Source organism: Meishania litoralis (genome assembly GCF_042611095.1).
Classification (GTDB): Bacteria; Bacteroidota; Bacteroidia; order Flavobacteriales; family Flavobacteriaceae; genus Meishania; species Meishania litoralis.
In genome coordinates, this window is the sequence record NZ_JBHFPV010000006.1 from 79,368 (window position 1) to 101,660 (window position 22,293).

The window sequence follows — 22,293 nt, forward strand, 5'->3', positions numbered from 1 at the left end:
CTATTAATAGTTCAAGATAATGAAAACCGATAGAAACCTTACCAATGAATTTGCCAAAAACACAAAAAGGTTGCCATTGTGCCATTCAATAAAAGAACGGGCGGCCCATAAAAGGCCGCCCGTTCTTCTACGTTATTGACAGAATGCTAACGGTAAAGCGTGAAATGGCCAACATAGCGTTGTTCGCTCTTATCATTGGCGTTGACAACGTACCAGTAATCACCGGTCGGCAGCGGCTCATCATTACCTTCATAGGTGCCGTTCCATTTTTTGACATTGTCCAACCTATAGACCATCCTCCCATAACGGTCATAGATCTTGACTTCTATATCTGGGAAAAATTCCCTGTTTTCAGGGTACCACAGGTCGTTTTCCCCATCACCGTTCGGCGAAAAGAAATTTGGTATTTCAAGCATTCCGGTAAACTCGAACGGAATCGTGACTACCGCCACACAGCCATTGGCATCGACAACCTGTACGGTTACATTCCCACTTTCATTCGTGGTATAAACCGTTTCGCTACCGGTAGATTCTCCTTGGAAGAAATACTCGTAACCACCGTAACCTCCCTCAGCTAGGGCGGTAACTTCATTCGGACCGGTTTTCTCTGCCGTCAAGGTCAATGGATCGTAACTTTCTATGGTAAACGTTACCGAATTGGTACATCCATTAAGATGATAGATATAAACCGTATGGTCGCCTGCGGGCAAATCACCCCAAGTATATTGGGCATCGGCCATTGCCGTAACGGCATCCGTAGGGTCTATGGGATCCAAGGCAAAAAGAAGGTCCGGTAAAAGACTTGTGTCCAACATTTCAATGGTTACCGTACTATTTGGAAAAATTCCATCGCAGCCATACTGAATCAATGGCTCGGCGGCAAGATCAACACCTATTGCTATCGGGAAATCGACAAAGGTTTCACAACCATTGGCATCACGTACAAATACGATATAGCTATTTCCCCCGACCAAATCTGGAAAGAACAGATTATCGTTGCGTACGAAAACCTCGCTTCCGTCAGAACCTGGACCGACTATTTTGGTCTCGTAATATTGTACCGAAGTCGTGCCATCGATGAAAGGCGTACCCCCGGTTACGGTCAATTGCGCCGTACCATCCTCAAAACCTAAACATGTCTCAGGTGTTGTTTGAATATCGGTAATTTGAAGCTCAGTCGGTGTACCCACATAAATATCAAAGGTCTGCGGACAACCTTGGGCATCTTGGGCCAATACCGTATAGGTTCTATTACCTTCAAGATCGGTAAAAGTATACGTCTCAGGGTTATCGGGATCCGTAAAAAATTCACTCAGATTCGGTTCAATCGCAAATTTTACCAAACCTGCCCCTGGGGTCGTTACATTCATGGTAATGGTACCATCAACATTTGTCGGACATGTTACCGGTGTGGAAGCGTAGGACAAGGCTACAGGTTCTGGAGCATCGATAACGAAAGGTCCCTGTACTACCCCACAATTTTGTCGGCTGATAACCGAAATCCAATACGATCCTTCTTCCAAGTTTTCGAAGGTTCCGAAATCTTGCATTGGCAAACCATTGTAGGTGGGAAGAGATTCCGCCACAAAAGCATCATTTCCCGGATCAGTATCATAAATACGGAATTCATAAATGCCAGTACCGCCATTGGCAACGGCCTCGATCCTTCCGTCTACCTCATAGGCACAGGAAATGTCGAAGGTCGGCGAAGCGGGATCCAAAGACAACGGATCCGCGTCGGTAATGGTTATGCCGTTGGTGCTACGTGCCAAGCAAGAACTCAAAGACCCAACTTTTCGAACGTCGTAGCGATATGATGACCCTATAGTTCCTGGAATTCCGGTGATAACAGGATTTCCGTCCATAGGATCTATTTCATTAATGGGCAACCATGGACCACCCGAACCATAAACACTGTACTCATAAGTGCCTCCTTGCGGGTTGTTCACCTTAATCTTCATAGTCGCAATATTGCCGCAGGCAGGAACCGAAGTCTGAATTAATTTGGGACTTATCGGTGGCGGTGGAATAACTTCGACCGGAGCGGTAAACATTTGACAGTTCAGGGTCGAAACCACTTCGATAGCATACCATCCTCCCGAAATTACACCAGTTCCTGCGTTACCGACAAAATCAGGATTGCTTTGCAGACCTGTACTCGAAATTATATTGGCCGGATTGGTTGGGTCGAGGTTGTTCGGGTCAAGTTTAACCAAACGATACTGATAACCGGCACCTGTAACACCTCCGATCGCCCCGGGTGTGGTCGTACCGGGTTCGACCGCCACGATAATGGCATCGTTTCCTGTCGGACATTCCAACTCGCGAGTGATAATTGCGTCGGCTTGAATAGGGGGAGTGGCATCAAGAAAGCGCTCCATTGTATTGGTACATCCTTCAATATCCCGAACCGTAACACGGTAATTACCGCTGGCCAAATCTGTAAACCTGTCATTGTTTCCATTGGTAATGAAATCTCCATAAACCGGATGAGGGCTAAATCCGCTTGCTGTCGGGTTTTCATATTCCAACATAAACTCATACGGTGAACTACCCCAACCACCAATGGCAGTCACGGTCAACTCTCCCAAATCATCACTACACCCTGGAGGAGCAATAATGGTAAAAGTATCTATCTGTAATTGCTCGTTCGGAGTTCGAATGGTCGCAACGTTACTAAAGACGTTACATGCAACGACCGTTTTACCGACTTCGCGAATGACTACACGGAAGTTACCCCCTGGAAGACCTGCGATTATGGCGGGGTTTCCATCGGCTACCATATCTATGGTTCCATTTGAATTTCCGGCAACAGGAGTTCCAAAAGCACCTCCGGAAAAACCGGGGTCACTCGCGTCATAGACCCAATATTCATAAGCACCCGTCGGGTCAAAATTGGCAACATTTATAGTAAGGGCGCCATCGGTATCGCCAAAACAACCCACAGGTTCAGCTTCGCTTATACTAACGGTCGGCACCACCGGCTCAATCACCGTATAGGGTTCGATCGGATAGGTACAACCTCCTACGTCATTGATCTGCAGTCTATATTCCCCTGAAACATGTGGTAAATCGAACTCGATAAAAGTTGGTCCATTGACCGTTTGACTCGAAACCGTTGCAACCGACGAACCTTGATCTTCTACAATAAAGTTTGTACTGCCTGTTACCTCGATACGGATTCGTTCGGGATTTTCACAGTCCATTGCAGAAACCTGCGTAATGGTTGCAGTAACATTGTTAGGAGCCAAAACGGTAACCGAATCGCTGAACTCACAACCATTGGAGTCAATGGCATATATTGTAATCGTTTGGTCCGAGCCATTGTCCACGATCAAGAAATCGGGACTGGACTGATAACTGTCGGTAGGGTTGATCTTATAACCATACGGTGCACCGTTACCAATATTGGGGTTTACGATAACCGCACTAACGGTAGTCGTACTAAATTGATTAGAATTCGGGTTACACGTCAAAGTACCGGCCACCGCATCGATTTCGAAGGTCGGTGGTTCAACAATGGTCACTTCTTCTCGGTCAAAACAATTTCTGTCGGTCACCACCTCAACGACATAAGTACCCGGGGCCAGATTAAGGAATGAACCTGAAATATTCGTAGCGATACGACCCGTTACATCAAGTGTCGGGGGCATTGCACCCAAAGTGCTCGAGTAAAGGTTATATTCTTGGATGCCATCAATATCGCTTCCAGACTGTAGCGAAGCCGAAATACTACCATCACCCGCTGCAAAACAACTTATGTCGGTTTCACCGGTATCGTCTATGACAGGCTGCGTCGGTGTTTCCCTAAAAATATCATCTATCAGGAAAGTACAATTACTCACACCGTTTGTCACCTGATTATCGGTAACAACAACCTGATAATCCCCTGGAGGGATATTGGTAAAATCGACCGTAGCACCCTGATTCGGAAGATTTATGGAAATAGGATTCCCCAAAAAGTCATTTCCGGAAAGTACATAGGAGAAATCACCGCTACCACCATTGGCATTAATAGTAACCACGCCATCGGAATTTTCACAATTGGGTTCGGTGCTGAAATCCCCAGAGGCAGATAAAACTTGATATACTTCGGCAACATCATCCACATCGCAACCGTTCGCGTCGATTACATATACCGGATAACTACCAACACTCCCTACGTTAAATACGGCCTGGGTCGGTACACCCGGCGTATATGGTGGTGTCTGTGTCACCCCATTTAAAGTGAAAGAAGGCGTATCGATAGTGCCTGGCATTTCTACCGTAATCGTAAAACCTCCCACTGGCGGGGTAACATCACATTGGTTGTTTACACTTATTGACGGTGCCGGTAGGTCAGGATCTAATTGAATGACCGTAGCCGAAATTCTATAGGCACAGTCATTGAAATCTTTTACCCAAATGTCATAATCGATCCCTATCAAAGAGCCGGGCAGCGCAACCGTCGAGGCGTCGGTAAAGTCATCCGACGGATCCGCCGGTGTCAAAGTACCATCATCATCGACTGGAGTACCAGCTGGCACAAAGGCATATAAATAAGGACTACCGGTAGGATATGGTGTACCCCCACTACCCCTAACCGTCAACTGCCCTAATTCATTACAATTCGCATTTTGGTTGTCAATTATGTCAACTCGGGGCGTAATGAGAATCGCCTCGGTCTCCGCGCCATCAGAACAATCGGTAGCGGTGTCCATGACCGATATACCATAATGTCCGGCCGGAACAGGAATGGTCGTATTTGTAACGGTGGTCCCTGTTACGTTATGTACTATCGCACCTGTATCAAAATTCGTTATTATAATATCATAGGGGCCGGTACCTGAGGTAATGTCATATTCCAATCCTACATCACCATTATAACAATTGGCGTTATCAATGGTCAAGGTCACATCGGGTCCAGACCCATCAGGTACGGTTATTATCTCGTTATAGGTACAACCCGTTGCGGTATCCAATACTTCAACATTGTAAGAAACACCGAACTGTACGGCACCTAAACAATGTCTTCTTGGCGGATTCGAAGGTTGGTCTGCAATATTGTTCCATGGACTTGCGGGATCTTCGTTGACCCTGATCAAAAACGGACCTGTACCATTTACAATATCGACGCAGACTGTAAATCCACCAGGGGTACATATAGCGGGAACGGTAGAAAAATCAGGAACTATGTCCAATCCCAAACTATTGATTACCAAAGGCTCTATATCGATACATCCCCTAGAATCGAGAACAATGACCTGATAATTTCCGGGAATCAAAGCCGGATCCGTAATATTTAAGGGCAAATCCCCGGGCGTAACATTATTGAGGGTTACAAACGGATTACCAAAGTTGTCCTCTACAATAATCGTATAATCTGGCACACCAGGAGATAACATGGGGTTGATAGTCACTCCACCAGACAAATCCCCTGCAGTACAAGTCGCGTCTATGGGAGTGATGTCCGCATCAACTGCCGGGATTGGATCTGCCGATACCGTTACCGGCACCACAGCGGTAATACAATTTCTTGAATCTTTTACCACATACTCATAATTTCCGGCCGCCAATCCCGAATAAATGGTTTGCGGTGAAAACGAATAGGTAAGCGTCGGATCCGGGGTGTTGGGGTCTGCGACCAAAGTACCCGCAGGAGCGAATACGACCTCAAAAGGCGGAACCCCCGATGAGACCGTGGGGATAATCTCTACAAAACCGCTATTCGGATCCCCACAGCTGGGCCCCGTAATCTGGTGTGTCGCCGCGATATTCGTGGGCTCTACAAATCTAATGGGCTCGGAAATGGTCGTACAACCATTACTATCGGTTACCGAAACCCTATAGCTACCATCATTTCCGAAAGGTACGGTATATTGAAAAGTACCTGATGGCAATGGAACGGCATTGTGTCCAGGAACCGGAGTAAAAGGGGCCGGTGGTGTTGCGGATTCATATTCAATGGTATAGGATGTGGCGGCCAAATTGGAAATATCACCTCCGGTAACCGTAATTTCCATCTCCCCATCCCCACCGCAGGGAATTTCACTGTTAACATCCAACGTAACCTGTAGCTGGGGTGGTATGGTTACCGTAGTCAATGACGCCGAACAATTATCACCATCTACAACTTCAATATTATAGTTGCCCGGCACAAGGTTGCTAAATGTATAAGTTCCGGCCGGTCCTGCCTGTAGCGGCCCTCCATTAATCCTGAACTGATGGGTAGCCAAAGCCGCCGTACCGGCAACCGAATTCACCGTGATTTCAGCATTGTTGGTCGCCGAATAGCAATAATCGACCGTTCCAAGTGAAATGGTAGGTGCTATTTTTTCGGTCAGTGTTATGGCCGTCGTCTGATAGCTACAGTTTTCGGAGTCGATAATCGTAAGATAGTAGTCCCCAGGTTCTGTAAGACCTCCAAAAACGGTTCCGGTTTTAGGCCCTTGAATGGTTCCCGAAGGCCATTCCAGTTGATATTTATAACCTCCAAAGCCGCCACTTCCATTCGCTTGTATTCTTCCGATATTGCCGTTCTGACAGCTCATATCGGTAACGTTGGCGGTGACGTTCAAAGGAGTAGCGGGTTCGACCACGTCAAAAGATGCCGTGGAAATACAATTAGTATCGTTGTCCGTCACGGCAATTTCATAATTTCCCGCGGCAAGCCCTGAAATCGCTATTTCAAAGTTATTGACACCCGAGCCCGATGAATGTGTTGCGGGGGCACCGACCAGAGGTGTAAAGGTTATGGTATAATCATAATCGGTCGCAAAACCATCGATCAAGAATGCCCCGGAACCATCGGAAGCCCCTGGACAGACCTTTCTATCTCCTCCCGATTTAACTTGTGCGCGAATCGTACTAACGCCACCCGTCGTAAAACTAGCAGGATATACACAGCCTTGGTCGTTGGTAATTTCAAACTGATACGAAGTGTCCAAAGCAAGTCCAGGAAAAATTCCTGTTGCGTTCGGAGGCGGTAAAGCAGTAACCGGATTCGAGGCAACGATCTCAAATTGCGTAACAGGATATCCGCCAGGGGTAATATTTACGGTCACCCTACTTGTACCTGTGGCGCAATCGAGTTGATCCTGCACAAAATCAATTGAAGTCGGAGGAACCGGGTCTGGTATTGTTATCGGGGCCAAATCTTGTACGCACCCTGCATCATCCCTAACCTGTGGAATATATGTTCCGGGCGCAAGACCCGTAAAGCTGGTGCCCGACTGCCAAACTCCAGTTAACACGCTGTATTCATAGCCTGATCCTGAGCCACCACTGGTCGGCGTGAAATTAATGGTTCCCCCGGCCGGACATGTATAGTCGTTGGCGTAGCTTGCGCTTCCATTAAGCCCTCCCGTTGAAGTGACCGTGACGGGTGGTAATGCCAAAACACAGGAAAACGCTCCTTGAGAATACTGAACTTCTACAATATTGTACGTTCCATCCGGTACGGGTATCGTTGGTGAAGTCGTAAAAGGATCTCCCGCATTGTTCGTGGCCCGAAATTCAAGATTGAAACCCATTGGGTCAATGATGGTAAAATCAACTTTTCCTCCCCCATTGGTACAAGTACCCACTATGGGGCCGGCAATAACATCAGGTGGGTCTAGCTGAGCCACATATTCCGACTTTTCGGCAGTACAACCTTGATCATCTGTTATATAGAAGGTATATGTGCCTGGTGAAGTTACCGTATAACTACTTGTTCCAGAGAATGTTCCTCCCGAATTCCCACCGTCGCTGACCGTATAGCTGTACGTTCCAGATCCGCCCGAAGGGGTTACGTCGATGTCCACACTTGGAATGGTAGAACACCCGAAACTCATGCCGTTGGTGGTCGTGGTAATAGTGATAGGGGACAATCCGGTACCTACCGTTATTGGATTCCCGCCCGTATCATTATATTGGATTGGCGCAGGAATGCCATTGGGGATATCCTCAAAGCATTGTGGTGTTTCGACCTTTATCGCATAAGTGCCTTCGCTAACATCGGCAAAAGTAAAAGTGTTGTTTGAAATGGGAGCCGTAAATGCTACCTCGGCACCAAACTCATCAAGCAAAGTAAACTCGTACGGACCGGGTACCGCGGCGTTGACCGTTGCGGTGATGCTCCCCGTTTCCCCACTACAAACAGGATTCGTAAATGTTACATCAATCTGAATATCGATTTGCTCGATCTCAATGGGATTGTAGAGGTACTCACACACTTGACCCGAAATGTTCAATCGGGCCCGTACCACATAAATACCGGGGTCAAGATTGTTAAAAATCGAAGAAGATTGATAAGGCCCGAAACCTCCGCCATCTTTTTGAATCTGAAATTGGTAGCTGTTAGGTAGGCCGGTTATCTCGATTCGACCTGGATTGTTACAGACATAATCCTGTTTGGTATGGGTCTGGGTTATCGTACTTTTAATTACTTCAAAATAATATCTTGTACCACCCGCTTCCAGATAATATTCGGCTCCCGTAGATGCAGGAACACTTGTGGCCAAAAGATTATAATTGGTTCCGGTATAGATTGCGGTATAATTCGACAAATTGAGATCGGGACAGGCTAAATTCGTGTCTGGTGTACTGCCAGTAAGTTGGTACAAGGTATATGAAGTATTTCCTGCTACCGTTATTGTTCTGTTGTCAGAATCGCCACAAAGTATGAAACGTGCTATTGTTCGGCCATCGTTGGCACAAGTAGTCAGGTCGTCATAGTTCTGTATGATTGTGGAAAACATCGGGGCACTAGCGCCCATTTTTGTATTTAGGCTTTTGTTCGATGCGGTATTATCAGCCTTATCATAAGTACTCGTAGAAGTCGACTTGTCGTTATTTTCGATTTTCCTGTCAAGCACCTCTGTTATTTCCGCAAGAAAATCGTAAACTCGAATATTCGCTATGGCAGAACTGCAGACTATTGATAAAGCTATCAATAGCACGGCATACAATAGATGCCTCGGTTGTTTTGGGAGCATAGGTTAAGTCGAATTTGCAAGAATATGTAGATTTGGGGATCAGTATATTCTTTGGGGTAATAGTTTAACTTATAATTTTCTATTTATCTTTAAGCACGTACTTGTTACCTTAATTATATTTACTTCTAACGTCAAATTATGAAAAAAAGTATCATCCTCTTTCTATTATTCGTTGTAACGCTCAATTTTTCTTGCGGACAGGAATCTGAAAACCAAGTAGATATACCCAAGAATATTCCTTTTTCCGCTGAACTTTTAATCGATGGGCTACAGATTCCATGGGGTATGGCGTTCTTGCCCGATGGTGCCATTCTAGTAACCGAAAAATCAGGTGAATTGATTCATTTTAAAGATGGTATTCGCAAAAAAATATCGAATGTTCCACAAGTATACCAAAGGGGACAGGGTGGATTGCTGGATATCGTGCCGCATCCCGATTATACGAGCAACGGATGGCTCTATATTACCTATGCTTCGTCAGAAGGTGAAGAAAAAGGCGGGCATACAGCTTTGATGCGTGCTAAATTAAAAGGTAATGAGCTGGTTGACAATGAATTATTGTACAAAGGTTCACCAAACACTACAAAAGGACAGCATTTTGGGTCGCGTATTGTATTCGGCGATGACGGTTATCTTTATTTTTCCATTGGCGAAAGAGGAGCTCGCGATGAAAATCCGCAGGATATTACGCGTGATGGCGGTAAAATTTATAGACTCAATGATGATGGAAGCATACCACAAGACAATCCATTTGTCGGAACCGAAGGTGCCAAAACCGCTATTTATAGTTATGGACACCGAAATCCGCAAGGTTTGGCCAAACATCCGGAAACAGGAGCAATTTGGGACAATGAACATGGGCCAAGAGGGGGTGATGAAATCAACATCATTGAAAAAGGGGCCAACTACGGATGGCCCGTGATTACCTACGGTATCAATTATAGTGGTACGCCCATTACCGACAAAACCGAAATGGAGGGTATGGAGCAACCGATTCACTATTGGGTGCCCAGCATTGCTCCAAGCGGTATGGCCTTTATAACATCTGACAGGTATGATGGCTACCAAGGGAGTCTTTTGGTAGGTTCGTTGGCATTTCAATATTTAGAACGCCTGGTACTCGACGGAAACAAAGTGGTCAAACGTGAAAAATTATTGGACAACTTAGGACGGGTTCGTGATGTACGACAAGGCCCTGACGGATTCATATATGTAGCTATTGAAGGAAAGGGGATTTATAAACTAGTGCCTAAAAACTAGATGTCCGGTCGAGCGCAGTCGAGACCTCCTATGTAATGGAATGAAATTCTATTACGTTTATATACTCTTATGTTCCGAAGGTCTAACCCATACGGGTTTTACAAATAATCTTTCAAGACGATATAGTGAACACCAACTAGAACGAGACAAATCCTGTTTTACCTTCAATGAAGACCTGTTAAATTAATTTTCCATCAAGAGTTCAATAATGTGCATCAAGCTATTTATTTCTAGAAGAAGATTAAGAAATGGAGTGGGAAGAAAAAATTAGCGCTTGCAAATGGAGAGGTTGATTTGCTTCGAATTTTAGCTGTGTAGAAATTATAGGCATTCTAAAATTAAACCAACTACCGGGGAGGGAGGTCTCGACTGCGCTCGACCGGACAAAAACTAAACAAATGAAAATATTACTTCTAACATATCTTTTGACCGTATTAGGTCTGACCCTCTTTTTCTCCCAAGACCCGGCACTTGAAGAAAGCATGAAACGCGGTAGTGAAATCTACACCGATTTTTGTGTGACCTGCCATTTGGAAAAGGGAGAAGGAGTACCGCACACCTTTCCCCCTTTGGCAAATTCGGACTATTTGATGAACCACCGCGAAGCCAGTATAAGGGGCGTCAAATTCGGCCAGCAAATCGAAATCGTTGTCAATGGGGTCACTTACAACAGTGCAATGCCAGATCCCGGACTGGAAGATGAAGAGGTTGTCGATGTAATGAACTACATTCTTAACTCTTGGGGTAATAGTACGGATAAAATAGTCACACTTGAAGAAGTTGAGAGTATTCTGAATTAAGGGCTAATTACCCGCCCCGGCGTCAAGTGCTTTTTTGACCGAACCATGCTTTTTAAGCAATTCTTCGGCTTCGACGTATTCAATACCTAATCCTTCTGAAACATAGCGTACCCCCCTATCGACCAACTTATTGTTGCTCAATTGCATATTTACCATCTTATTGCCCTTTACGCGCCCGATTTTTATCATCAGAGCGGTAGAAATCATGTTGAGCGCCAATTTTTGGGAAGTGCCGCTTTTCATACGTGTACTTCCCGTAACGAATTCTGGACCTACATTTATTTCGATAGGTATATCGACCGCCTTTGCCAAAGGGGAACCTGGGTTGTTTGTGATTCCAGCGGTGAGCAAGCCATTTTTCTTGGCCTTGGCGACCCCGCCCAAAACATAGGGAGTCGTACCTGATGCGGCAATTCCGACAACCACATCCAAATCGGTAATTTCATGTTCGATCAAGTCCTTCCAAGCCTGAGCTTCATCGTCCTCGGCATGTTCCACAGATTTGCGAATGGCCACATCGCCGCCGGCGATCAGCCCAACCACTCTTTCATGGGGAAGGCCGTAGGTCGGCGGAATTTCGGAAGCATCCAAAATACCCAATCTACCACTTGTACCTGCGCCGATATAGAATAAGCGGCCTCCTTTTATAAATCGTTCGGCCAAAGCATCAACCAATCGTGTAATCTGTGGGATCGCCAATGCAACTGCATGGGCAACTTTTTGGTCTTCACCGTTCATTTTATGGAGAATCGTTGAAGTTTCCATGCGCTCCAAATTATCGTGGTTTGATGGGGTTTCCGTTATTTTTGTGTAGTCCATATATTAGTTACAAAATTCGAATGTCGTGGTTTTTAAAAGATCTGAGCAAATCGTCTTCCGGTTCCAATTCCGTAATCATTGTGTTTATGGCATTGATATCACAGGTCTTGTACCGGTGCTGGGAGTTCAATTTTTCAGAGATTGACAAAAGTACCGTTTTCTTCGAACATTTTATGACGGCTTTTTTTACCTGAACGATGTCCCAATCAAACTCGGTAAGCCCATAATGCGAATCAACATATCCCGTACCAATAAAGCTATAATCCACTTTGATCTCCGAAAGATTATGTATGGCATTTGCCCCATAAGCAATTTGAGACTCCTTCGAAACCTGTCCGCCGACCAAAATAACGGTTACATTAGGTTTATTTAACAGCTCCATTGCAACTGGTATGCTATGCGTAAAACATGTCAGACCAAGATTCAGGGGAATCGATCGGGCCAACTCCAAACATGTTGTGCCTCCATCAATAAAAATGACCGAACCGTTCTTAAGCAAGGTGACGGCTTTCCCTGCTATCCTACTTTTTTCCTCTAACTTGTAAATATTGTTATTTCTAGTGCTATTGGCGGTAAAACCGAGCGAAATAGCCCCACCATGCACTTTTCGCAGCTTATTGTCGGCATCAAGCTCCTTAACATCCCTACGAATCGTATCTATAGACACATCCAATGTTTCTGCAATATCGGTCAGCAAGACTCTGTTATGCAGTTCGACTTCACTTAAAATGGTCTGTTGTCTTTCTTCTTTCAACATGAGTTAAACCATATTCCTTAATAAAAAGCAAAGATAGGGAATATTTCCAAATTGCCGTTTTATACTGTTTTTATCCTGTAAAATTATAAAAAAAGCAAAAAGCGGCAAAATAAAGCGCAAAAAACAGCAATAATCAAAAAATGTTGCCTACATTTGCATGATTTTAATTTTGTCGAAACAACTACTTGCACATAAATGAAAACAACCGAAAGAGAAATGAGGGACATTAGCTACAAGCCGGCGGGGCAATTTGAAGAGACCCGCTTCGAAAAAATCCATAATGTAATCTTTTCAGATTCAAACGAAGCATCGATCATAGTGGCCCAAGAGATTGCCGCTTTGATTCGTAAAAAACAAGGGGCAGGCAAAAACTGCATACTCGGCTTGGCTACCGGTTCCTCTCCAATTCGTGTTTATGAGGAATTGGTAAGGATGCACAAGGAAGAAGGGCTCAGCTTCAACAATGTTGTGACCTTTAACCTTGACGAATACTTACCTATGGAGAAAGACAATCGTCAGAGCTATTGGCATTTTATGCATGAGCATTTGTTCAACCATATCGATATTCCATCGGAAAACATTCATATACCTGATGGTACTTTATCCAACGAATATGTTCGTGAGTACTGCCTTGGCTATGAAGAAGCCATAAAAAAGTTCGGCGGACTTGATTTTCAACTTTTGGGCATCGGCCGAACGGGCCATATCGGTTTCAATGAGCCCGGCTCTCACCGCAACTCAGGAACCAGGGTAATTACATTGGACCACATAACACGCGTCGATGCGGCCCCGGCCTTTCTTGGTATCGACAACGTGCCAAGAAAAGCTATTACCATGGGGATTTCAACGGTGATGAACGCCAAGCGGGTCGTATTGCTCGGCTGGGGGCAGAACAAAGCCGATATCATCAAAAAAACCGTCGAGGGAGAGATTTCCTCGCAGGTGCCGGCGACCTATCTTCAGGGGCATAAGAACTGCACCTTTGTATTAGATGACGGGGCAGGGAGCGAATTGACCCGTAACAAAACCCCATGGTTGGTCGATGAATCCTTGGAATGGAACGAAAATTTGACCGCCAAGGCGATGGTTTGGCTCTGCGGCGTGACCGGAAAATCGATATTGAGCCTTACCGACAAAGATTATAACGACAACGGAATGTCGGGCCTACTAAGTCTTGAGGACTCATATGACCTAAACATCAAAATGTTCAACAGGTTACAGCATACGATTACAGGTTGGCCAGGCGGCAAACCCAATGCTGACGACACAAATCGCCCCGAAAGGGCATTGCCTGCGAAAAAGAGGGTCATTATTTTTAGTCCCCACCCCGACGATGACGTAATTTCAATGGGCGGCACTTTTGACAGGCTCGTAGAACAGGGTCATGATGTTCATATTGCCTATCAAACCTCTGGTAACATTGCAGTTTCAGACAAGGATGCCCTTAGGTACGCAGAAATTTCAAAAGACATACACCCTTCAATAGAAGCGCAGATCATAATAGATTCCTTAAAAGCAAAAAAGGAAAGTAGTTCCGATTCCATCGAGGTAAGAAAATTAAAAGGTAATATCAGAAGAGGCGAATCTTATGCCGCTACAAGGTATTTAGGGCTCGATGACTCGAACGTGCATTTTCTAGATTTACCTTTTTATGAGACAGGCACTATAAAGAAGAATAACTTGTCGGAAGATGACATCAAAATAATGATGAACATTATAAAAGAGGTGAAACCCCATCAAATCTTTGCTGCGGGAGACCTTGCCGACCCCCATGGAACGCATAAAGTGTGTTTGGATGCCGTTTTCGAATCAATGAAGCGCCTACAGTCAGAACCTTTCATGGAAGATTGCTGGCTATGGTTGTATCGCGGTGCTTGGCATGAATGGGATATCAATGAAATCGAGATGGCGGTACCCATGAACCCTGATCAAGTGCTCAAAAAAAGGAATGCCATCTTTTGTCATCAATCACAAAAAGATGGTGTTATGTTCCAAGGTGAAGATTCAAGGGAATTCTGGATGAGGGCCGAAGAGCGCAACAAAAATACGGCTCAACGCTACCGTGCGCTTGGCCTATCGGACTATGCAGCGATGGAGGCATTTGTAAGGTATAAATTCGATTAATATCAAGAACACAATTTTTAAAGGCCTATTTTTATTCTCGAATAGGCCTTTTTTAATGTAATATGCCCAAAAAGCTTTTTTTACTCTTAAGTCTAACGCTTGTATCTTGTAGTGTTTTCGACTCGATTCCGCAACCCGAAAGAGAATTTCGTGGTTTTTGGGTGGCGACCGTCGTCAATATCGACTGGCCCAAAAACGGAAATGACGCGATCGAAAAACAAAAGGCCGATTACCTTAAAATACTCGATTTTTACAAAGATTTGAATTTCAATGCTGCCATTGTCCAGATCCGAACGGCAGGTGACGCTTTTTACGGTTCCGATTTCGCCCCATGGTCAAGATTTTTGACCGGGGAAGAAGGCAAAGCACCCGATACCGAGGAAAGTATCTTAAAATGGATGATCGATGAAGCCCATAAACGCGGAATGGAATTTCATGCCTGGCTCAACCCCTATCGGGCCACTTTCGACCTGAAAACCGAAGTACTAGATCCAACACATGATTTTAACCTGCACCCGGAATGGATGCTGAAGTACGGCAAAAAATACTATTATAATCCGGGATTGCCGGAAGTACGAAAACGAATGATCTCCATTATAGACGAAATTGTTGCGGGTTATGACATCGATGCCGTTCATTTTGATGATTATTTCTATCCGTATACCATTAAAGGCGAAGTTTTTCAAGATTCGTTGACCTATTCATACTATGGCCGGTCTGATCAGTCACTTGAAGATTGGCGGCGAAGCAATATGGATTCATTGATAAAGAATAGTTTCGAGACCATTAAATCAAGAAAACCCTGGGTGCAGTTCGGGGTGAGTCCGTTCGGCGTTTGGAAAAACAGATCCACCGACCCCAGAGGTTCCGATACCCAAGCGGGACAGACCACTTATGAAAACCTCTATGCCGACCCCATGCTTTGGATGGAAAAAGGATGGCTCGATTATCTTGTACCGCAAGTTTACTGGAGTATGGATCTTCCCGTCGCCTCACATCGAAAAATAGTGGATTGGTGGGCCAATAATACGGTAAACACGAATCTTTACATCGGCAACGGCCCCTATAAAATCAGAAACAATAGTGACAAAGCCTGGGACGACAAAAAAGAACTTCCCAATCAATTGATCCTTTCCCGCAATACCCAAGAAGTTCAAGGCAACGTTTTTTTCAGTGCCAAAAGCTTGATGGATAATAATGGCGACATTGTCAAATACATCAAACGGAAATATTACAGACAACCTGCCCTTCCCCCTATTTCTTCATATGCAATGAAGGGGGTAAAACGCGACCCCGATTTTAAATCGGCAACCATTCGAGATAATCGTATCGAGTTGAATTTTTCCGATTTAGACGGTCATCGGTACGCTTTGATCCATCCAACAGGAAAAAAAGCCAAAGAACACTATCCTATAAAAAGCTTATTGGCGCGGGTACCTATAAATGATAAAAATCAAATTAGTGTCGATAAGGCATTGGTAGGCAGAAAAAAACGTGTTGCAATCGTTCTTATCGACAGATTTGGTCTAAAAAGTGAGCCTAAAATCATACTTTTAAATCAAACCGATTGATATGATCAAGAAAAACAAATGGGCGTGGGCCTGGGTTCCGACACTCTATTTTGCCCAAGGATTGCCCTACGCCCTAGTCGTGACGGTGTCGGTCATCATGTACAAGAAATTGGGCATCAGCAACGCAGATATCGGCCTTTATACTAGCTGGTTGTATATTCCATGGGTCATAAAACCGCTATGGAGCCCGTTTGTGGATCTTAAGAGCACCAAACGCAACTGGTTTTTATGGATGCAATTACTGGCCTCAGCGGCACTTTTGGCCATAGGCTTTACGCTCCCTACGAACATTTTTTTCGTCACCACCTTGGCCTGCTTCTGGATGGTCGCCTTCGCCTCGGCCACCAACGATATTGCCATAGACGGCTACTATATGATCGGCCTCACGGAAGACAGGCAATCATTTTTCGTCGGTATGCGCAGTGTTTTCTACAAGCTCGCCAACGTTACCGGACAAGGCCTATTGGTGATTTTAGCAGGGTTTTTGGAAAACCATTTTGGCGACAATACGAAAGCGTGGTCATACACCATGATATGTGCCGGAATACTAATGTTGCTTCTCACGGTCAGCAACTTTTTCGTTACGCCAAAATTTGAAGGTGCTGAGGGCATTACGCTCCAAAAACCAAAAGGTTTTTTTGAAGTCTTTCGATCATTCTTTAAAAAACCCGGAATGGGCCTGGCAATCGCATTCATACTTTTCTTTCGCCTTGGCGAATCACAATTGGTGAAAATGGCCTCCCCGTTCCTATTAGACCCTACCTCGGTTGGCGGATTGGGGTATACCACTTCAGAAGTCGGTACGATTTATGGAACCATCGGGGTCATCTTTTTGACCATTGGAGGTATTTTGGGAGGCATTTTGATTTCCAAACACGGACTAAAAAAATGGATGTTGCCCATGCTCATCGCTCTGAACGCCCCCAATGCGCTTTATGCATTGTTGGCCATAACGAAGACTACCGCGGCATGGGCCGTAACGGGAACCGTCATTGTAGAACAGTTCGGCTACGGCTTCGGCATTGCAGGTTTTATGGTCTATTTGATCTACGTTGCCGAAGGAAAGTCAAAAACATCGCACTATGCAATCGCCACAGGTTTTATGGCCCTAGGAATGATGCTACCTGGTTTGATAAGTGGCTTTATGCAAGAATGGTTGGGCTACAACGGGTTCTTTATTTGGGTTGTATTGGCGGCATTACCGGCATTCTTTTTATTGAGATATATTAAATACCCCGCCGATTTCGGCATGTCAAAAAAAACTCATGAACAATAGACCTATCAGCTACCTAAAGGCTAAAGAGCAGCTGCCCCTAAATGAAAAAGTCGGACAGCTTTTTATGCCAGCGGCTTTCATCAACGATACAGAGGAAGAAATAAAGCAACTTGAAAACTTGATCATTGAAAAAGCTATCGGCGGAATATGCTTTTTTCATTCACGTGCAAGCGCCGCGACCAATTACGAAGGCAAAAAAGAGGTGGTCTATAACAAGGACAGTTTCACCACGCTTAGAACACGCATTCAGCGTTATCAATCGGTCGCCAAATACCCTTTATTGATTGCCATCGATGCGGAATGGGGTCTGGCCATGCGTATCGAAAATACCCCGCAATACCCCTATGCGATAACTCTTGGGGCAATACAAAATAATACCGGCCTGATTTTCGAAGTCGGCAAGAATATCGCCAAGGATTGTAAAACGGCGGGCATTCATTTCAACCTATCTCCCGTGGTCGATATCAATAATAATCCTGATAATCCGGTAATCGGCTACCGCTCTTTCGGCGAAGACAAGAACAATGTTATCGAAAAGGCGACTGCATTTGTCAAGGGCATGCAAAGCGAAGGTATATTATCAAGTATTAAACATTTTCCGGGGCACGGCGATACGGCTACCGATTCGCATTTAGCGCTTCCGCTTATCGATAAATCGAAACAAGAATTGACGGAAAATGAACTCAATCCCTTTCAAAAGCTGATTGACGAAGGGGTCGATTCCGTCATGGTCGGGCATTTGTCCGTTCCGGCCTTGGCCAATGGAAAATATACGCCTTCAAGCATTTCAAAAGTTATCATCAAAGATGTTTTACGCGACGAAATGAGATTTGGCGGTGTGGTCATTTCCGATGCCCTGAACATGTACGCTGTCTCAAAAAATTATCCGACCAAAGGAGAATTGGAATGGCTTGCCTTCGATGCCGGAAACGATATACTCTGTTTTGCGGAACATATATCGGAAGGCATTGAAACTATTCTGAAAAATGCTTCCTTAGAGCAGATAGAAGAAAGTTTTGAAAGAGTTTGGAAATTGAAGGAAAAAGCAATTACAAATGATGCGTTTCCAACACCGTCGAAAACCGCTCTTAAATTGGAGGAACCACATGAATTAAACCAAAAATTAGCGGAAAATAGTTTGACCTTGTTTAAAGGAAGCAAGGAAATAATCCGTGGTTTTAGAACGGAAGGTTTCACCAAACTGCAATTCGGCGGAAAGCCTGATAACCCATTTTTTCAAGTTGTTTCGAACGATGTTCGGAAACCGGACAATATTCTCCTTGCGCTTTTCCCACCACAGGTGAAGCCAACGGATAATTTTGGGTTTTCCGATTCCGAAATCAGTGCGATAAACACGGTCTTGAATACCAAAAATGTAGTGCTTTATTTATTTGGGAATCCGTATGCCTTGAAACATTTCAATATTAAAAACGCCAAGGCAGTCGTCATTGCGTATCAAGACTTCAAGGAATTTCAAGAGGTAGCGGCACAACATTTTTTGGGAAGTATTGCGGCCAAAGGAAAATTACCAGTAACCATCCAATGAAAAAGTACAAAATCATCGGCTTAATGTCGGGCACCTCTTTAGACGGGTTGGATCTCGCCTATTGCCATATTTGGCACGAGAAAGGATCTTGGGGGTTCGACATCAAAAAGACCAAAAGCATTTCGTATACCATAGAAATGCAGGAAAAATTAAAAAATTCCATTTTCCTTCCCGCAGATGAACTCTTGATTTTTCACAATACCTATGGCACATGGCTGGGCGAACAATCAAAAATTTTCATCGAAGAGAACGAGCTCACCATAGATGCCATCGCCAGCCACGGTCATACGACCCACCACCAACCTAAAAACGGACTGACTTTTCAAATTGGTTCCGGCCAGCACTTGGCGAATGCAAGCGGACAAAAAGTTATTTGTGATTTTCGAACGAACGACGTGGCATTGGGCGGACAAGGGGCCCCCCTTGTTCCCATAGGGGATCGGTTGTTTTTCGGCAACTATGATTTCTGCCTGAACCTCGGCGGGATCAGTAACGTTTCCTTTGAACAAAACGAAAAACGAATCGCCTACGATATCGGGTTGGCCAATATGATCCTGAACCATATTACCCGAAAAAACGGATTGGATTATGATGAAGGCGGCCAATTGGCCCGAAGCGGAAACATAAATTCCGAAATGCTTGAGAAATTGAACGCGCTTGAATACTATAAGCTGCCCATACCGAAATCTATCGGTTACGAATGGTTTGTCGAAGAAGTGGTTCCAATAATCGAAAGCACAAAAGATTCCATGGAAAATTTATTGTGTACGGGCATTTACCATATCTGCGATCAAGTGGCCTTCCAAATCAAATCACATTGCAAAAAGCCAAAAAATACGTTGTTCGTAACAGGGGGTGGTGCTTTGAATGATTTCCTGATCGAAACTTTAAAAGTAAAACTAGGCGATAACGTAGTAGTGGCCGTAACCGAGAAGCAGTTGATCGAGTTCAAAGAGGCAACCGTTTTTGCATTGATGGGCGTACTCCGATTAGAAAACAAGACCAATGTGCTAAGTTCTGTCACCGGGGCAAAAAGCGATTCCTCGAGTGGTGTGATCTATATGCCGAGTTAAAAATTTGAACCAAATTGTTATATTAGTACATTCAAGTTCTTAAAACCAAGAAATGTCGGAAAAACAAAAAAAAGCCAGTGCTTACTGGAAAGAAAACGTTCGTTACCTGTTCATTCTTTTGACTATTTGGTTTGCAGTTTCCTATGGTGCCGGAATATTGTTCAAAGATGCCCTGAACGAAATCAAGATCGGTGGGTTTGAACTCGGGTTCTGGTTCGCCCAACAAGGTTCGATCTACGTATTTGTCATTTTGATCTTCGTCTATGTTCGTTTGATGAACAAACTTGACAATAAATACGGATACAACGAATAAACCAACCCAACAAACCAAAACCAATGACCGTACAAGCTTGGACGTACCTTTTAGTCGGAATCACCTTCGCCATTTATATCGGAATCGCCATTTGGTCACGGGCCGCCTCTACCAAAGAATTTTATGTGGCCGGTGGTGGGGTGTCTCCTTTGGCGAACGGTATGGCGACCGCCGCCGATTGGATGTCAGCCGCATCGTTTATCTCAATGGCAGGAATCATTGCCTTTGCAGGGTATGACGGTTCCGTTTATTTAATGGGATGGACTGGCGGTTATGTGCTTTTGGCACTTCTACTTGCCCCCTATCTTCGTAAATTCGGAAAATTTACGGTACCCGATTTTATCGGGGATCGCTACTATTCGAAAACGGCCCGGATCGTCGCGGTGATTTGTGCTTTGATCGTTTCGTTTACCTATGTAGCCGGTCAGATGCGAGGGGTAGGTGTAGTATTCTCAAGGTTCTTGGAGGTCGATATCGATACCGGTGTTATCATCGGGATGGTCATCGTGCTTTTTTATGCCGTACTAGGTGGAATGAAAGGTATTACCTATACCCAGGTCGCCCAATATTGCGTATTGATCTTCGCCTTTATGGTACCGGCTATTTTTATTTCCATTCAAATGACCGGAAACCCGATTCCGCAATTGGGCATGGGATCTCAGTTGAACGACGGTTCGGGAGTATACCTTTTGGATAAACTTAACGGACTCTCCACCGAACTGGGCTTTGCCGAATATACCGATGGAAAGAAGTCGATGACCGATGTATTCATGATTACATTGGCACTCATGGTAGGTACGGCAGGCCTGCCCCATGTCATTGTACGGTTCTTTACGGTCAAAAGGGTCAAGGATGCCCGAAAATCGGCCGGTCTCGCCTTATTGCTTATCGCCATACTCTATACCACCGCCCCTGCAGTTGCGGTCTTTGCACGGACCAATATGATCAATACGGTAAGCGATCAAGAATACGCTTCGATGCCCGATTGGTTCAAGAACTGGGAAACAACAGGTTTGTTGACGTTTAATGATAAAAATGGCGATGGCAAGATCCAGTACGTTGCCGATACGGCAAAAAACGAACTTATTGTCGATAGGGACATTATGGTATTGGCCAATCCCGAAATCGCAGATCTTCCGGCATGGGTCATCGCCCTGGTTGCCGCGGGTGGACTGGCCGCGGCACTCTCGACCGCAGCCGGACTACTATTGGTCATTTCTTCTTCGGTATCACATGATTTGATCAAAAAAGTGTTTATTCCGAATATCTCGGATAAAGGGGAACTATGGGCGGCTAGAGGTGCCGCAACGGTTGCGGTAATCATCGCAGGATATTTCGGCATCAATCCCCCTGGCTTTGTCGCCGCCGTAGTAGCCTTGGCCTTCGGGTTGGCTGCCGCATCGTTCTTTCCCGCTATTGTTTTAGGCATCTTTTATAAAAAAATGAATAAAGAAGGTGCGATTGCGGGTATGGTCGTAGGTATTTCATTGATGCTGTTCTATATGCTCAAGTTCAAATTCGGTATTTTCGATGGTGGCAAGGAGGCCGTAGCCGGTTTAGAAAAAGATTGGTGGTTCGGCATATCTCCGGAAGGCTTCGGAAGTGTGGCCATGTTGATCAATTTTATTGTATCTATCGTGATTATGCAGTTTACCCCCCCGCCACCGGAAGAAGTTCAAGAAATAGTCGAGGACATACGTATTCCCAGCGGAGCGGGAGAAGCTTCGGACCATTGACCATTGTTTCCCAATACAATGATTTTCACTAAATTTAAAACTGCAATAAAGTACGCGTACT

13 protein-coding genes are annotated in these 22,293 nt (G+C 44.8%); 10 read left to right on the forward strand and 3 right to left on the reverse strand.

Features of this window, described 5'->3' with window-relative positions:
• Nucleotides 1-146 precede the first annotated feature (146 nt).
• Entirely contained in the window at nucleotides 147-8,957 is an 8,811-nt protein-coding gene (locus tag ACEZ3G_RS16030; RefSeq protein WP_432426536.1) for a T9SS type B sorting domain-containing protein, read from the reverse strand.
• 138 nt (nucleotides 8,958-9,095) lie between these two features.
• Between ACEZ3G_RS16030 and ACEZ3G_RS16035 the strand changes: the two genes are divergently transcribed.
• The 3 genes from ACEZ3G_RS16035 (at nucleotide 9,096) to ACEZ3G_RS16045 (ending at nucleotide 11,017) form a co-directional block, all read left to right on the forward strand.
• The gene (locus tag ACEZ3G_RS16035) at nucleotides 9,096-10,217 is read left to right on the forward strand and encodes a PQQ-dependent sugar dehydrogenase (RefSeq protein ID WP_432426537.1); all 1,122 of its coding nucleotides are present in this window, start codon (nucleotides 9,096-9,098) and stop codon (nucleotides 10,215-10,217) included.
• A gap of 40 nt (nucleotides 10,218-10,257) precedes the next feature.
• A complete protein-coding gene (locus ACEZ3G_RS16040) occupies nucleotides 10,258-10,404 on the forward strand; it encodes a GIY-YIG nuclease family protein (protein ID WP_432426538.1) in 147 nt (48 codons plus the stop codon).
• 211 nt (nucleotides 10,405-10,615) lie between these two features.
• Entirely contained in the window at nucleotides 10,616-11,017 is a 402-nt protein-coding gene (locus ACEZ3G_RS16045) for a c-type cytochrome (RefSeq protein WP_432426539.1), read from the forward strand.
• Nucleotides 11,018-11,020: 3 nt separating this feature from the next.
• Here ACEZ3G_RS16045 and murQ read toward each other — a convergent pair whose 3' ends face one another.
• Together murQ and ACEZ3G_RS16055 are read right to left on the reverse strand one after the other, a co-directional pair.
• A complete protein-coding gene (gene murQ, locus ACEZ3G_RS16050; RefSeq protein ID WP_432426540.1) occupies nucleotides 11,021-11,836 on the reverse strand; it encodes an N-acetylmuramic acid 6-phosphate etherase in 816 nt (271 codons plus the stop codon).
• Nucleotides 11,837-11,843: 7 nt separating this feature from the next.
• The gene (locus ACEZ3G_RS16055) at nucleotides 11,844-12,593 is read right to left on the reverse strand and encodes a DeoR/GlpR family DNA-binding transcription regulator (RefSeq protein WP_432426541.1); all 750 of its coding nucleotides are present in this window, start codon (nucleotides 12,591-12,593) and stop codon (nucleotides 11,844-11,846) included.
• 195 nt (nucleotides 12,594-12,788) lie between these two features.
• On the opposite strand from ACEZ3G_RS16055, the gene nagB reads away from it, so the two are divergent.
• The 7 genes from nagB (at nucleotide 12,789) to ACEZ3G_RS16090 (ending at nucleotide 22,232) form a co-directional block, all read left to right on the forward strand.
• Entirely contained in the window at nucleotides 12,789-14,717 is a 1,929-nt protein-coding gene (nagB, locus tag ACEZ3G_RS16060; RefSeq protein ID WP_432426542.1) for a glucosamine-6-phosphate deaminase, read from the forward strand.
• A gap of 62 nt (nucleotides 14,718-14,779) precedes the next feature.
• Nucleotides 14,780-16,288 carry a glycoside hydrolase family 10 protein gene (locus ACEZ3G_RS16065; protein ID WP_432426543.1) on the forward strand — a complete coding sequence of 503 codons (1,509 nt, stop codon included), beginning with the start codon at nucleotides 14,780-14,782 and terminating at the stop codon, nucleotides 16,286-16,288.
• A gap of 1 nt (nucleotide 16,289) precedes the next feature.
• Nucleotides 16,290-17,564: an MFS transporter gene (locus tag ACEZ3G_RS16070; RefSeq protein WP_432426544.1), complete on the forward strand. Its 1,275-nt coding sequence runs from the start codon at nucleotides 16,290-16,292 to the stop codon at nucleotides 17,562-17,564.
• Nucleotides 17,554-19,110 carry a glycoside hydrolase family 3 protein gene (locus ACEZ3G_RS16075; protein ID WP_432426545.1) on the forward strand — a complete coding sequence of 519 codons (1,557 nt, stop codon included), beginning with the start codon at nucleotides 17,554-17,556 and terminating at the stop codon, nucleotides 19,108-19,110. Before ACEZ3G_RS16070 ends, ACEZ3G_RS16075 begins: the two co-directional genes overlap by 11 nt.
• A complete protein-coding gene (locus tag ACEZ3G_RS16080; RefSeq protein ID WP_432426546.1) occupies nucleotides 19,107-20,183 on the forward strand; it encodes an anhydro-N-acetylmuramic acid kinase in 1,077 nt (358 codons plus the stop codon). Before ACEZ3G_RS16075 ends, ACEZ3G_RS16080 begins: the two co-directional genes overlap by 4 nt.
• A gap of 52 nt (nucleotides 20,184-20,235) precedes the next feature.
• Complete coding sequence (locus tag ACEZ3G_RS16085; RefSeq protein WP_432426547.1) at nucleotides 20,236-20,496, forward strand: DUF4212 domain-containing protein; 261 nt, start codon at nucleotides 20,236-20,238, stop codon at nucleotides 20,494-20,496.
• A gap of 23 nt (nucleotides 20,497-20,519) precedes the next feature.
• The gene (locus tag ACEZ3G_RS16090) at nucleotides 20,520-22,232 is read left to right on the forward strand and encodes a sodium:solute symporter family protein (protein WP_432426548.1); all 1,713 of its coding nucleotides are present in this window, start codon (nucleotides 20,520-20,522) and stop codon (nucleotides 22,230-22,232) included.
• The last annotated feature ends 61 nt before the right edge of the window (nucleotides 22,233-22,293 follow it).

Excerpts from the sequence above, each read along its gene's own strand:
- ACEZ3G_RS16030 (WP_432426536.1), bottom strand. The coding sequence starts at position 8,957 with ATGCTCCCAAAACAACCGAGGCATCTATTGTATGCCGTGCTATTGATA.
- ACEZ3G_RS16035 (WP_432426537.1), top strand. The coding sequence starts at position 9,096 with ATGAAAAAAAGTATCATCCTCTTTCTATTATTCGTTGTAACGCTCAAT.
- ACEZ3G_RS16040 (WP_432426538.1), top strand. The coding sequence starts at position 10,258 with ATGAAATTCTATTACGTTTATATACTCTTATGTTCCGAAGGTCTAACC.
- ACEZ3G_RS16045 (WP_432426539.1), top strand. The coding sequence starts at position 10,616 with ATGAAAATATTACTTCTAACATATCTTTTGACCGTATTAGGTCTGACC.
- murQ (WP_432426540.1), bottom strand. The coding sequence starts at position 11,836 with ATGGACTACACAAAAATAACGGAAACCCCATCAAACCACGATAATTTG.
- ACEZ3G_RS16055 (WP_432426541.1), bottom strand. The coding sequence starts at position 12,593 with ATGTTGAAAGAAGAAAGACAACAGACCATTTTAAGTGAAGTCGAACTG.
- nagB (WP_432426542.1), top strand. The coding sequence starts at position 12,789 with ATGAAAACAACCGAAAGAGAAATGAGGGACATTAGCTACAAGCCGGCG.
- ACEZ3G_RS16065 (WP_432426543.1), top strand. The coding sequence starts at position 14,780 with ATGCCCAAAAAGCTTTTTTTACTCTTAAGTCTAACGCTTGTATCTTGT.
- ACEZ3G_RS16070 (WP_432426544.1), top strand. The coding sequence starts at position 16,290 with ATGATCAAGAAAAACAAATGGGCGTGGGCCTGGGTTCCGACACTCTAT.
- ACEZ3G_RS16075 (WP_432426545.1), top strand. The coding sequence starts at position 17,554 with ATGAACAATAGACCTATCAGCTACCTAAAGGCTAAAGAGCAGCTGCCC.
- ACEZ3G_RS16080 (WP_432426546.1), top strand. The coding sequence starts at position 19,107 with ATGAAAAAGTACAAAATCATCGGCTTAATGTCGGGCACCTCTTTAGAC.
- ACEZ3G_RS16085 (WP_432426547.1), top strand. The coding sequence starts at position 20,236 with ATGTCGGAAAAACAAAAAAAAGCCAGTGCTTACTGGAAAGAAAACGTT.
- ACEZ3G_RS16090 (WP_432426548.1), top strand. The coding sequence starts at position 20,520 with ATGACCGTACAAGCTTGGACGTACCTTTTAGTCGGAATCACCTTCGCC.